Source organism: Micromonospora avicenniae, from assembly GCF_900156065.1.
GTDB lineage: Bacteria > Actinomycetota > Actinomycetes > Mycobacteriales > Micromonosporaceae > Micromonospora > Micromonospora avicenniae.
On the sequence record NZ_FTNF01000021.1, the window covers coordinates 46143 to 60173 of the forward strand.

A 14031-nucleotide genomic window follows, 5' to 3' on the forward strand; every position below is an offset into this window, starting at 1 on the left:
ACCGACGCCCAGGTCCCTGTGACCCGCCCGGCCCGCGGACGGCACGGCACACCCGCGCCGAGGGAGGCGAACCAATGAGCTTGGTGCTCCTGTACGACAGCGACGACGTCGCGGTGGCGACGACCCCGATGAAAGCGGGGGAGCAGTTGACGGCGGCGGGTGTGCCGCTGCGCGACGACGTGCCCGCCGGGCACAAGGTCGCCCTGCGTGACCTCGCCGCTGGATCGCCGGTACGCAAGTACGGCCAGGTGATCGGCCGGGCGCTGGCGGAGATCCGCGCGGGCGAGCACGTGCACACGCACAACCTCGGGATGCCGCAGGACGCAGCCGCCCGCATGGCCGGTGGGGAAGACACAACCGCCGTGCCGCACCTTCCCGCCGACCTGCGGCGCACCTTCCAGGGCTACCGCCGACCCGACGGTCGGGTCGCCACCCGCAACTACGTCGGCGTCCTGACCACCGTCAACTGCTCGGCCACCGTCGCGCGCAAGATCGCCCGGGTCACCGAGGACGACGCGGAAGGCGTCGACGGCGTCGACGGCGTCGTCGCGCTGACCCACGGCACCGGATGTGGGATGGCCGACCGGGGCGAAGGGTGGGACCTGCTGCGCCGTACCCTCGCCGGCTACGCCCGCAACCCGAACATCGGGGGGCTGGTCGTGATCGGGCTCGGCTGCGAGGTGAACGCGGTGGCCGGGCTCATGACCGACCTCGGGGTGGCCGAGCATGTGCCGGTGTCGTCGTACACCATCCAGGAACTGGGTGGCACGTCCGCCGCGGTGGCCCGCGGCGTCGAGCTGGTCCGGGGCATGATGCGCGACCTCGCCGGCGCGGCACGCACCGAGGTGGGGGTCGAGGAACTCGTGCTCGGCCTGCAGTGCGGCGGGTCCGACGGCTGGTCCGGGCTGACCGCGAACCCGGCCCTCGGGGTGGCCTCGGACCTGCTGGTGGCGGCCGGCGCGACGTCCGTGCTCGGCGAGACACCGGAGATCTACGGCGCCGAACACCTGCTGGCCGCGCGGGCGACCAGCTCGGAGACGGCCGCGGCGCTGATGGAGCGGATCCGGTGGTGGGAGGAGTACACCGCACGGCAGGGCACCACGATGGACGCCAACCCGTCCCCGGGCAACAAGGCGGGCGGCATCACCACCATCCTGGAGAAGTCGCTGGGCGCGGTGGCGAAGGCCGGCAGGAGCCCGCTCGCCGCGGTGCGGCACTACGCGGAGCCGATCCCGCGACCCGGGCTCGTCTTCATGGACACCCCCGGCTACGACCCCGTCTCGGTGACCGGGATGGTCGCCGGCGGAGCCAACCTCATCTGCTTCACCACCGGACGCGGTTCGGTCTTCGGCAGCCGCCCGGTCCCGACCGTCAAACTCGGCACCAACGCCGAACTGGCCAACCGGATGGCCGGCGACATCGACCTGGACTGCTCGCCGATCGTCGAGCAGGGCGTCTCTGTCGACGAGATGGGCCGGCGGGTCTACGACCTGCTGCTGGACGTGGCGTCGGGCCGCCGCAGCGCGAGCGAGGAGCTGGGCCTCGGCGGCGAGGAGATCGTCCCGTGGCAGTTGGGGGCCGTGCTGTGACCGACGGGCCGGACGCCACACCGCGGCTGCGCTTCGACACCCTGGACCTCGCGTCCCGTGGCGCGTTCACCCCGCCGCCGGTGGATCCGCGCGCGCTGCGGGTCGGCGTCGTGCACCTCGGGATCGGGGCGTTCCACCGGGCGCACCAGGCGGTCTTCACGGAACTGGCCGCGGCGGCCGCCGGCCGGGACGACTGGGGCATCGCGGGGGTCACCCAGCGGTCGGCGTCCGTACGCGAGCAGCTCATGCCGCAGGACGGCCTGTACTCGGTGCTGGAGCGCGGCCGCGGCGCGGCGCCCCTGCGCGTCGTCGGCAGCGTCCGCGAGGTGCTCTTCGGTGCGGGCGACCCGGCGGCGGTCGTCGACCGGATCGCCGATCCGGCGGTACGGGTTGTCACGCTCACCGTGACCGAGAAGGGCTATCGCCGCGACCGCGCCGGACGGCTGGACCGGTCCGATTCGCAGGTCGCCGCCGACCTCGCCGGATGTCCACCCCGCACCGTCGTCGGGCAGCTCGTCCGCGGGCTCCAGCGCCGGGCCGCCGGCGCCGCCGGACCCGTCACCTTGCTCTCCTGCGACAACCTGGTCGGCAACGGCCAGGTCCTGCGCGGGCTGGTGCACGACTTCCTGGACGCGTTGCCGGAGGCCGAGTCCGGGCCGCTCGCCGATTGGATCGCCGCCTGCGTGCGCTTTCCGTCCAGCATGGTCGACCGGATCGTGCCGGCCACCACCGACGACGACCGCGCCGACGTCCGCGCAGTCCTCGATCTGGACGACCGGGGCGTCGTGGTGGCCGAACCGTTCCGCCAGTGGGTGATCGAGGACGACTTCGCGGCCGACCGGCCCGCCTGGGACCTCGCCGGCGCGGTGTTCACCGACGACGTCGCCGCCTGGGAGTCGGTGAAGCTGCGCATGCTCAACGCCACCCATTCGCTGCTCGCCTACCTGGGGGCCCTGCGCGGTCACGACACCATCGCGGCCGCCCTCGCCGACGACGAGCTCGCCACCGCCGCCGAGGCGCTGATGATCGAGGACGTGACGCCGACCCTGCGCGTGCCCGACAGCCTGGACCTGTCCGGCTACCGGCGGCAGGTGCTGGAGCGGTTCGCCAACCCGGCGCTGCGCCACCGGACCGTGCAGGTCGCCATGGACGGGTCGCAGAAGCTGCCGGTCCGGCTGCTCGGCACCGTCCGCGACCGCCTGGCCGCCGGGGCGATCCCGCGGCAGGCCGCACTCGCGGTCGCGGCCTGGATGGTGTACGTCGCGAAGGGCCGGGACGCCGGCGGACGCGAACTTCCGCTCGACGACCCGCTGGCCGACCGGCTGCGGATGGCCGCAGCCGCCGGCGCGGGCGACCCGAATCGACTGGTCGACTCGCTGCTGAACGTCGAGGAGGTCTTCGGTGCGGACCTCCCCGAGCACGACGGCTTCCGCGACGTCCTGATCGACCACGTCGCCCGACTCACCGCCTGAGACCTCCTGCCGGGAGGCGTAGCGTGGGGCTCGTACGGCTCGGCCCAGGCATGTCGTACTCCCGGTGTAGCTTCCAGGCGGGGTCAGGTTCATGCTCTGCGGTTGACGGAGGAGCGGGTTGACGATTACGACAGGCGAACCTGTGGTGGTGGTGTCCCGGCGCATCGGCGCCCCGGCCGGGGACATCTTCCGGATCCTGGCCGATCCCGGACGGCACGTGGACCTCGACGGTTCGGGAATGCTGCGCGGTGGTGTCTCCGACGCCGTGGTCTCTGGCGTGGGCGACGTCTTCGTGATGCGGATGCACTACGAGCGCTACGGCGACTACGAGATGAACAACCACGTCGTCGAGTACGAGCCGGACCGCCGCATCGGCTGGGAGCCCAGGCCCGGTCGCGGGCACCCGGACGCCACTGAGCCTGGGGCCGCCTGGGGCCACCAGTGGATTTTCGAGCTGGTGCCGGACGGAGCCGGGGCGACGGTCGTGACCGAGATCTTCGACGGTTCGCGCCTGCCGGAGGACAAACGCGCAGAAGTGGACAGCGGGCGCGCCTGGTGGCAGACGCAGATGGCGAGCACCCTGGAACGCCTCGCCGAACTGTGCGCCGCGCGGTGAACACCGAACTCGACGCCCGCAAAGGCGCCCATGCAGCCGAGGCGTCTTCTTCCCACTGCCAGGCGGGCAGGTAGGCGCGCCCAGCAGCATCCCGGCGGCGGTCAGGAGATGTCGGCGATGCATCGTCATCGTCAGGGCGGCCTTCCACGCTCGCGGTGAAGGACGGTTCAGGCGTCGTGGCCGTGCATCGTGAGGACGACGGCCTCGCCGGTGCCCAACGTGATCCGGACGTGCCCAGCGGTGGTGGTGCCCGTGGTGGGCTGGAATCCGGGCCAGCTGCCGTCCGGGGCGACGACCCGGCCGTCGATGCGTACGCCCGGCGCGTCGAGGGTGCGGCCCGCGCCGCTCGGGTCGTCGGGGGTCATCCGATCGAGCTGGTACGTCCTGCCGGGCGCCGCCACGTCGACCGACGCCTGCCGGTCACCCTTGTTGATCAGGAACAGCCGTCGCTCCGACGCGGCGCCGTCGACGCGCCAGGCCTTGACCTGCCCGCCCGGCGGGGCGTTGACGTTCACCGGCACCGACCGGAGGCCGGTGGTGCCCTGGGCGAAGCGGGAGAACAACAGCAGCGCGTAGTACTCCGGGGCCGGGGTCGGCGATCCCATGGCCGGCGACGGGTCGAAGTTGACCGTGTTGTAGTAGCCGTTGCCCTCCTCAGGGTGGGAGAAGGCCCGCACCTCGGCGTTGTGGAAGTTCACACCGACGGCGCCGGTGCCGCACTCGGCGTTGACCGACGGGGCGTGCGGCGGCCGGGGGCAGGCCGCGTTGAACATCGCGTCGAGCGCCCAGAGCGCGCTGGCCGCGACGTCGCTGACGCCGTGGGCGCCGCGTCCGGCGGTGGTGTTGAGTTCCTCGACCCGGTAGGCGAGGCCGTGGCGGGCGGCCTCGTCGGCGTGGGTGTGTACCTGGTAGGTGAAGTTGTCCAGCCGCTCGTCGGAGAGCAGGGCCGCGATGGTCGGGCAGCGGTATGGGTCCGATGCGCAGGTGCGGGCCAGCGGGTAGAAGTGGTCCGCGGCCCACGGGCCGAAGCTGCCGGCCTTCGCCTTCGTCGGACCGGCGGTGGCGTCGAGGATGGCGGGCCAGTCCCCGAAGAAGCGGGTTTCCACACTGCCGTCGGCGATGCTCTGCCAGGGTGCGATGGGCTCGCTGGTGTTCGGCGTGACAAGCGGGTACGGCCCGGTGACGTCCGCGCCCGAGTAGGCGGCGAAGTCGCTCAGGTACTCCGGCAGGTCGTAGCCGTAGGAGAGGTCCGGCTCGTTGCCGAGCGACACCGCGGCGACGTAGTCGTCGGCACCGGAGAACGCCGGCCGGACCCCCTGCGTGACGAAGGCCCTGGCGTGCTCCGGGCCGCGCCAGGGCCGCCCGGCGGTGGCCGGTGCCATGGCGGTGCCGAGGGTCACCCCCCAGCGCGGGGTGTCGCGGCCGTCGGCGTTGGCGGCGTCGAGGGTCGCCCGGATGTCCGCGAGATCTTCGGGCGTGATCACCTCGTTGGTGTTCGACGCGTTCGCGTCGAACTGCATCACGTCCTGCGACGAGCCGCCGATGCGCAGCACGCCGGTGTCGAGGTTGCGCAGCAGATTCACGAAGGCGGGCCGGGCGTCCGGGCCCATGTACCGCTCGATCAGCGACCACTCGATGCTGAATCCGACGAAGTGCGCGGGGACGGACCCGCCGCCCACCATGCGCCGTGGGTCGAGCCGCACCGAGGCTTGGGATTCGGCGGGTTCGGCGGTTGCGGCGGCGCTCACGCCGGGGTAGGCGAGCACGGCCAACGCCACGACCGCGGCGACACCGCGGGCCGGGTGTCTTGTCATGTCGAGTTGCCCTTTCAGAGTCGGGGTTCAGGACAGGACGAGCGCGGCGAAGCGCCAGTACTGGCCGGTGTTGTCGGCGGCGAAGCCGAGGTCGACGGCGCGTCCGTCCGCGCCTGCGTCGACCGGGAAGGTCAGCCAGGCGAACTGCCCGGTCGGCGCCGGGTCGGTCAGGTGGGCGAGCGTGCGCCCCTCGCTGGACACGGTCATCGCGTCGGTGGCGAAGCCGGCGTCGCCCGCGAGCAGGGCGACCTGGTGTGCGCCGGCCGGTACGTCGAGCCGGAGTGTGGCGGGAGTCTGCCCGGTCACGACGTCAGTTCGGAGATCTGCACGTCGTCCAGGTAAAACCGTACGGCGGTGGTCCCCGGCGGTGCTTCGACCTCGAGGTCCGCGGTGCCGCTGAGCTGGCGGACAGGCAGGACACCATCGGTCTGGGAAGCCGGATCCTCATGACATCGTCCTCGTGGGTGTGACGGACGGGCGGTCTCGCTTCCGGCCAGGTGCCTGCGCCGCCGGGCGTCGCAGCATTCTGAAACCGTTTGCGGTTACCTGATGGCAACAAACGGCGGGGGCGTCCGTCAATGCGTCCAAGGGGATGAAACAAGTTTCAAACGCGATCGTGGTCCGGCCGGTTCGCCGCTCCACCGGGAGGTTCGTCCACCCGCCCGGCGGCGATCGCCGAGGACGATGATCGATTCTGAAACAAGTTTCAGGCTCGTAACGCATTGACCAGTGACCAACTGTTTGGTGTCGTGAACGTCGGACCGCAAACGATTTCAGGTCCGCGCGGTCCCCGACGAGGTTCGGAGGAGAGGCCATGGCGCCGATGACGGATCCCGCCATCACCCGACGCGGGCTGTTCGGTCTGGGGGCCGCTGCCACCGCGGCCACGACGCTCGCCGGCGTCGCCGACCCCGCGCGGGCGGCCGTCCCGGATGACCTCACCCCGCCAGGCGACACCGCCGCGGAGCTCATCCGGCAGTGGCGGGAGGCGTCAGGCAGCCATCCGCTGCTCCCGGACGTGTCGACCGCCGGCTACCGGCTCGGCCAGCGGCCGCCGCGACCACGGGTCGCCACGAAGGTCACCGACTTCGGCGCCCGGCCGGACGGGACGGACTGCACCGCGGCGTTCAACGCGGCCGTACGCCACGCCGGCGAGCACGGCGGGGGAGTGGTGCTGGTGCCGCCCGGGACCTGGACGCTCTCCGGGCCGGTCTGGATGCACTGGTCCGGGGTGGTGCTGCGCGGGGCCGGCCGGGACGCCACCGTGCTGCACTGCACCCGTACCCTCGACGACGGCTACCGGCCGAACCGCCAGTCCAACGGCAACAGCCGCTGGTCGTGGACCGGGGGACAGATCTGGTTCGTCGCGCCCGAGCGGCGTGCCCGCTCCGAGGCCGAGGACTACGCGGGCACCGAGGGGTGGCTGCTCGGTGACGTACTCGCCGAGGTAGGTAGCGCCTCCCGCGGCCAGCGGACCCTGGTGGTCTCCGGCACCAGCCGGCTGACCCCCGGCGACATGGTCGTGCTCGAGTGCCAGAACCCACCGGACGCGAGCCTGCTGCGCCACCTCGCCGGCGACGTGCCCGGCACCCGGGACTACGACTGGCCCCGCAGCGCGCCGCAACTCGTCACCGGGTCCGGCGGGCAGTACGTGCAGTACGCGACCCTGCAGTGGCCGGTGCGGGTGGCAGCGGTACTCGGCGACCGGATGATCCGGCTGGCGCAGCCCCTCAAGTACGACCTGCGGCCCGGCTGGCCGGCCCGGCTGCGCGCGATCGGCCCCACCGTCCACGACGCCGGCGTCGAGCACCTCACGATCCGCAACGAACTCGTTCCGCAGACCGCGCACAACCGGCACCCGGGCTCGAACGGGGTGTGCTTCCAAGCGGTCCACGACTGCTGGGCGCGGGACGTCCGCGTGGAGAACTGCGACCTCGGGTTCGGGTTGACAACCGCCAAGTCGGTCACCATCACCGGGGTGACCGTCGGCGGGCGGGCCGCCCACCACAGCTTCGCCTGCCGGATGCAGTCGAACGACAACCTGGTGGAGGACTTCGAAATCGAACGTTTCACCGTGCCGGTACCCTCCGGCGCGATCCACCACGGCCTCAACGTGGAGGGGCTCTCGGCCGGCAACGTCTACCGGGGCGGGCGCATGGCGGAAGGCACGTTCGACACCCACCGCGCACTGCCGTTCGAGAACGTCCGGACCGACATCACGCTGGAGAACAACGGAAGGGTGGGCGGATCCGCCGCGTCCGGACCGCTGTTCGGCGCGCGGATGACGCACTGGAACGTGCGCATCACCAACGGCCGGCCGTACGCGATCACGATCGCCGATGTGGCGCCGCGAAGCGTGACCGTCGGCGTGCAGGGCGTCGAGGACACCGGCAGCGGCCTGCCCCGCGATTTCTCCGGCGATCTGGAATCACTGCTCGCCGACCACGGGTCGGCACCGTCCGTCGAGGACCTCTACCTCGCCCAACGTACGCGGCACTAGTGCGGTGTCCAGGAACGTTGGCGGTGTCGCGGCGAGGTCCAGGCGGCGGTCCGGCAAGGCGGAGTCGGGCCTGGATACCGGTGTTGTATCCAGGCCCGACTCCAACGCCGCCGGTCGTCGTCTGGGCCCGGCACGGCCCGGTGAACGTTTCTGGACACCGCACTAGCTTCGGCGCCGGCCCTCGACGGATCGGTCTGGCCCCGTGATGCCGCACTCCGGCCACCACCGCAAGGAGAATTGATGGATCCGCACAACGAAGCTGTCGACGGGGCGGCCCGCCTCACGGCACCCACTCGCCTACGGCCGGGCCTCCTGCGCCGGTCATTGGTCGCCGGAGCGCTGGCGACCGGGCTCGTGGCGGCCGTTGCCCTGCCCGCCACCGCCGACACCGCCGCCGCGACGAGCCTCACCCTCACCGCCACCGTGGACGGACGCAACGCGGTGCTGAGCGGCGAGTTCCAGGGTTCGGTGGAGTCGGCGGACTTCGCGCACGGCTACCTGACCCGGGAACGGATGGCCGAGCGGCTGCAGACGCTCGGCCCGCAGGGTGTGATCCGGCTCGGCGGCTACTCCATGGATCTGGTGTGGCCCGCGTTCGGCGAGTGGACAGATGTGCCGGCCCCGCCCGAGGCGATCGGCGGCACGGTCGATCAGAGCGACCTGGACCACCTCAAGGAACTGCTCGACGCCACGGGCTGGAAGGTGACCCTCGGCGCCCCGCTCAAGACGGTCATCGACCCTTCCAAGATCAAAAATCCTGCCCGGGACCCGTCACCCGACGTCAGCCTGGAGCAGGTGGTCGCGGAGGTCACGGCCGCGCACGAAGCCCTGGGCGAGGACCTGATCGGCGTGGAGCTCGGCAACGAGTACGACAACGTCACCACCCTCACCGAAGCGGAACTGTGGGAGACGGCGAAGCAGTACCGGGTCGCCATCGACCAGGCGCTCCCGCACGCCAACCTCAAGGTGATCGGTCCGTCGGCGAACACCGCGAAGACCAACACGCGGCTGGAGGGGTTCGTCTCCGCCGCACTCGCCGACACCGCCACCGAGCCGAAGCAGGTGCTGGGCGAGCTGGCCTCGCACTGGTATCCGTGGAGCCACTGCGGCTCGTCCCGGGTGACCGTCGAGCAGCTGATGTCCCCGCTCACGTACACGAACACCCGCAGCAAGCTGGCCGGCATCATGGCCGTCGACGACCAACTGCACGGCACGGTCCCGGTGACCGTCAACGAGTCGAACAACGCCTCGTGCAGCGGCATGCCGGAGGTCAGCAACTCGTACGCGACCGCGCTGTGGTCGCTGGACTACCTGCTTCAGGCGGCGCAGAGCGGCGTCGACCGGCTGCAGTTCCACACCAACACCACAGGCGTCTGCGGCGACTTCAAGCCACGTGACTCCGCCGACTACCCGATCTCCTACCGGTACTACGGCGCGTTCTGTGCCGCAACCCAGGCGTCACTCGAGGCGGACGAGCTGTCCGCGAACCCGCTCTACTACGGCATCTGGGCGTTCCGGCAGGTGCCGCAGGGCCGCTTCGTCGACCTCGACGTCGCCGACGAGCACCTGGACAAGCTCCGCGCCTACGCCGTCGAGGGGGAGGCCGGCGCGCTGACCGTGGTGCTCATCAACGTCCAGGACCCGGCCCGGGCGGAGAGCACCCAGGACGCGGTGACGCTGAACCTGCCCGCCGCGTGCCGCACCGGGCGTCAGGTGACCCTGCGGAGCGACGCGCCGGAGGGGCTCGCCTCGCTGGACGCCGGTCAGATCTCGTTGGGTGGCCAAGACCGTGGCACCCACGGGCGTCGCCAGCGGTACGCCGCAGGCGGTCGCCGTTCCGGTCGACCACCGGTCGGCCACGGTGACCGTGGCACCGGGCACCGCCCAGATCGTCACCTTCTCGCACTGAGCACCGGCCGGTCCCGCCCCGGCGGGACCGGCCCGCCCGTACCGGACCCTGTGCCAACCGACGATCGGGAGAGTGCAATGACCACCGAACACAGCAGGCGTAACGTCCTTCGCTGGGCGGCGGCGACGGGCGCCGCCGCAGCTCTGACACCGCTGGTCGGCGGTCGGGCGTACGCCGATCCGATGCGCGCCGGTAACCCGTGGGCCCGTGCCCGGTACATCAGCGCCAAGGTGGGCCGCCCACACTTCCCGGACCGCTGGTTCGACGTCACCCGCTACGGCGCGGTGGGCGACGGCGTCACCGACTGCACAGCGGCCATCCGGCGGGCGGTCGAGGCGTGCCACACCGCCGGGGGCGGCCACGTGCTGGTGCCGGCCGGCCGCTTCGCGACCGGCCCCATCCACCTGCTCAGCAACGTCGACCTGCACGTCACCGCCGACGCCGTGGTGCTGTTCAGCCAGAACCCGGCCGACTACCTGCCCGCCGTGCTGACCCGGTTCGAGGGCGTCGAGCTCTACAACTACTCGCCGCTGATCTACGCCTACGGTCAGGAAAACATCGGCGTCACCGGCGCCGGAACGCTGGACGGCCAGGCGGACAACGCGCACTGGTGGCCGTGGAAGGGCAAGACGGAGTACGGCTGGAAGCCCGGCGACCCAAAGCAGGACGACGCCCGGGCCCGGCTGTTCGCGATGGCCGAACAGGGGGTGCCGGTCGCGCAGCGAGTCTTCGGTGAGGGGGACTATCTGCGGTCGTCGTTCATCGAGCCGTACCGCTGCCGCAACGTGCTCATCGAGGGCGTCACGATCGTCCGGTCCCCGATGTGGGAGATCCACCCGACGCTGTCGACGAACGTCCTGATCCAGGGCGTCACCGTCGACTCCCACGGCCCGAACAACGACGGCTGCGACCCGGAGTCGAGCCGGCTGGTCGTCATCCGGGACTGCACCTTCGACACCGGGGACGACTGCATCGCGATCAAGTCCGGGCGCAACGCCGACGGGCGCCGGGTCGCCGTACCAAGCGAGGACATCCTCATCGAGGGGTGCGTGATGCGCGACGGCCACGGCGGTGTGACCATCGGCAGCGAGATGTCCGGCGGTGTGCGCAACGTCTTCGTCGACGACTGCGAGATGTCCAGCCCCAACCTGGACATCGCGCTGCGGTTCAAGACGAACTCGGTCCGCGGCGGCTTCATCACTGGCTTCCACGCCCGCGACATCCGCATCGGCGAGGTCGCCAGCGCCGTCATCGACATCAACTTCTACTACGAGGAAGGCCCCGGATACGGCTTCAACCCGGTCGTCGGCGACATCGACGTCCGAGACCTCACCGTGCGTTCGGCCGGGCGGGCGCTCAACCTCCGCGGCTATTCAGATGCGCACATCCGCGGCGTGACCCTCACCGACATCGACTTCGGCACGACCAGCAGTCCCGACGTGGTCGAGTACGTGGACGACCTCGTACTACGCAACGTGCTGGAGAACGGCGTGCCGCTCGAACCGGCCTCGGCATGAACGCGGCAGCCGCTCGAGCAGTCACCCCGCGTGCGGCCGGAAGCCCCTCGTCTCGCCGTGCGCTGCGACGTCCGCGAGATCTGAAGGGTCAGGCCCGATGAGGGGAGCCGAGGAGTGAAGCGTCGTACGCGGGTTCTGCTGTGCCTGGGCGTGGTCGCGGGCATGACGGCCGGGCTATCGGGCACGAGCCTCGCCGCCGGGCCGGACGACACGACGGCCCCCGGAGGCCGGCCCGAAGTGCGTTCGACGGGCACGGTGGTGGTGGCCCGCCCGGGCTCCGCGCCCATCGTCGCCAACGTCGGCACGTCCACGATCACCGTGCGCGCCGGCGCCCGGGTGCCGGCGGTCACGGGCCAGCTGGTCGCCTCCGACCGGTCGCGGCAACGGCTCACGGTCGTCGATGCGGACGGCAGGGAGAAGCGGGCCGAGCGCATCGAGGCCGGAGACCGGCTGCGGGTCACCGCCGAGGACGACCACTCCGTGGGCAGCTACACCTTCGCCATCGATGACCCGGACGCCGAGCGGCGCGACGGCGTCTACTGGAACCATCCCCGGTACGAGGGGATCGATCGGACCGTCAACGCGAGCACTCCGGTGTTCCCGGACCGCCGCTGCGACATCACCGACCACCGGTACGCGCACCTGGTCCGGCAGGTCACCGAGCGGTATGCCGTCGGCAACGAGGCCGGTGATCCGGCGGTCAAGTCCTCACCGCTCGTCTACGCGTCGCATCAGGTCTGGTACTACACCGATGCCATCGCCGCGGCGATCACCGACTGCCACCGGGCGGGCGGCGGCATCGTCGTCGTCCCAGCCGGCGGTTCGCGCAACCCCGACGGGGCCTACTATTCCGGCGCCATCACCCTGCTGAGCAGAATCAACCTGCGCATCGACACCGGCGCCACCGTGAAGTTCGTCCGCAACAAGACGAACGAGTACTACCCGGTCGTGTTGACCAGTTACGAGGGCAGCGACCTCTACAGCTTCTCGCCCTTCGTCTACGCGCTGCACCAGACCGACATCGCGGTCACCGGCGGCGGCCTGCTGGACGGGCAGGAGGACATGTGGAACTGGCGTCCCTGGAAGAAGGGCTACTGGGGTGAGCCCTCGGTGGAGAACAAGGACACCAACGCACCGTACGGCACCAACGGCGTCCTCAACGCCATGAACTACGCCGACGTGCCGATCCAGAAGCGCATCTTCTCCGACGACGGGCACCTGCCCGCGACCATTCCCGTGATCGACGGTGACATGGTGCGGAATGTGGCGCCGCCTGCCGATGCGGTGCCCCTCAAGTCGACCTTCCGGCCATCGCTCATCCAGACCTACGCGTCCAGCAACGTCCTCATCGAGGACGTGAAGATCCGCAACACGCCGTTCTGGGTCGTGCATCCGGTCAGCTCGAAGAACGTCCTGATCCGCAACCTCGACATCTACAGCGACAAGACCAAGGACTTCGAGGCCGGCGGTTGGAACAACGACGACGGTGTGGACCCCGAGTCGAGCAGTCAAGTGGTGATGGAAGGCAACCACGTCACGGTCAGCGACGACGGCGCGGCGATCAAGGCCGGGCGTAACGTCAACGGCAGGAGGCACCGCAATCCCAGCGAGGACATCATCATCCGGCACTCGGTCTACAACAACGACGGAGGCGGGTCCGCGGCGGTCTCGATGGGCAGCGAGATGTCCGGGGGAGTCCGCAACGTCTTCATCCACGACAACGAGTTCGGTGGGCCCGGACTGTCGCTGGCGTTGAAGATCAAGACCAACTCCAACCGGGGCGGCTACGTCGAGAACATCTACCTGAGGGACTGCCTGTTGCGCAGCGGCATCTCGGGGATGGTGCAGTTCGACGGCAACTACTCCGAGACCGTCCCGTTCCCAGGCGCGGACGTGTTCAACCCGACCATCCGGAACATCTACCTGGACAACGTCGACACCGCGCCCAGCATGACGCCAGGTCGGACGACCTTCCAGATGTCCAGTGCGGCGTCGCGGTCACCGGTGGAGAACGTCTACTACCGGAACTCGGACTTCTACACGACGAACACGCTCGATGCGGGCTTCCGAGGGAACAAGAACATCAAGAACTTCGTCGTGGAGAACGTCTCCTACATCGACCCGGCAACGCTGCAGCGCACGGTCTACAACACGACGCCGCTGAACCTGCTGGACCAGACGGAGGCGGTGACTGACTCGGGTCAAACCGTGCGATTGACAGCGGCGAGCATCGCTGCCCCGGACACCATCACCGCGGTGCCGGCGAGGACCTTCACCCTTCGCGGAAAAGTCGACCTGACGGCCTATCCCGACTTCATGGAAAAGGGGACCGTCCGGGTGTTCGTCGACCGCAGTGGCACGCCCATCCCGGCCGCTGTCGCTGCCGACGGCAGCTTCGCGACGGGATCGATCACTCTCGACGACGACCAGAGCTGGTACCAGGATCGGCACTACGTCGCGGTGAACTTCTACAACGGCATCGACATGAACACGGCGGTGTACCAGCTGACATCCTCTCTGCCCTAGAAGGGGGATTGCCCGGCCCGGTGGCCGGCAGGGACCACGGTGGGGCTTGCCCATGGGCCAAGGTCAAGCGCCGGGCGGTGCCTGCAGT

General features: G+C 70.5%; 8 protein-coding genes. 6 read left to right on the top strand and 2 right to left on the bottom strand.

The window, feature by feature from the left end; all coding sequences use genetic code 11:
* Positions 1 to 74 precede the first annotated feature (74 nt).
* From BXA10_RS24650 to BXA10_RS24660, 3 genes are all read left to right on the top strand, one after another.
* Positions 75 to 1589, top strand: coding sequence for a UxaA family hydrolase (locus tag BXA10_RS24650; RefSeq protein WP_076473220.1), 1515 nt, complete (start codon positions 75 to 77; stop codon positions 1587 to 1589).
* On the top strand, positions 1565 to 3061 hold the full coding sequence (locus tag BXA10_RS31025; protein WP_217696844.1) for a mannitol dehydrogenase family protein: 1497 nt from the start codon (positions 1565 to 1567) through the stop codon (positions 3059 to 3061). Before BXA10_RS24650 ends, BXA10_RS31025 begins: the two co-directional genes overlap by 25 nt.
* A 118-nt stretch (positions 3062 to 3179) precedes the next feature.
* Entirely contained in the window at positions 3180 to 3677 is a 498-nt protein-coding gene (locus BXA10_RS24660) for an SRPBCC family protein (RefSeq protein WP_139338126.1), read from the top strand.
* A 167-nt stretch (positions 3678 to 3844) separates the two neighbouring features.
* On the opposite strand, the gene BXA10_RS24665 is transcribed toward BXA10_RS24660, so the two are convergent.
* Positions 3845 to 5491 (bottom strand): hypothetical protein, encoded by a 1647-nt coding sequence (locus tag BXA10_RS24665; RefSeq protein ID WP_139338127.1) that lies wholly within the window; start codon positions 5489 to 5491, stop codon positions 3845 to 3847.
* A gap of 27 nt (positions 5492 to 5518) precedes the next feature.
* The gene (locus BXA10_RS24670) at positions 5519 to 5797 is read right to left on the bottom strand and encodes a hypothetical protein (RefSeq protein ID WP_076473223.1); all 279 of its coding nucleotides are present in this window, start codon (positions 5795 to 5797) and stop codon (positions 5519 to 5521) included.
* Positions 5798 to 6305: 508 nt separating this feature from the next.
* Here BXA10_RS24670 and BXA10_RS24675 point away from each other — a divergent pair.
* The 3 genes from BXA10_RS24675 to BXA10_RS24685 all read left to right on the top strand — a co-directional run bounded on the left by BXA10_RS24675 (position 6306) and on the right by BXA10_RS24685 (position 13943).
* Positions 6306 to 7991 carry a glycosyl hydrolase family 28-related protein gene (locus BXA10_RS24675; protein WP_076473224.1) on the top strand — a complete coding sequence of 562 codons (1686 nt, stop codon included), beginning with the start codon at positions 6306 to 6308 and terminating at the stop codon, positions 7989 to 7991.
* A gap of 240 nt (positions 7992 to 8231) precedes the next feature.
* Positions 8232 to 11417, top strand: a complete 3186-nt coding sequence (locus BXA10_RS31920) for a glycoside hydrolase family 28 protein (RefSeq protein ID WP_217696845.1) — start codon at positions 8232 to 8234, stop codon at positions 11415 to 11417.
* Between the two features lie 114 nt (positions 11418 to 11531).
* Positions 11532 to 13943, top strand: coding sequence for a glycoside hydrolase family 28 protein (locus BXA10_RS24685; RefSeq protein WP_076473225.1), 2412 nt, complete (start codon positions 11532 to 11534; stop codon positions 13941 to 13943).
* The last annotated feature ends 88 nt before the right edge of the window (positions 13944 to 14031 follow it).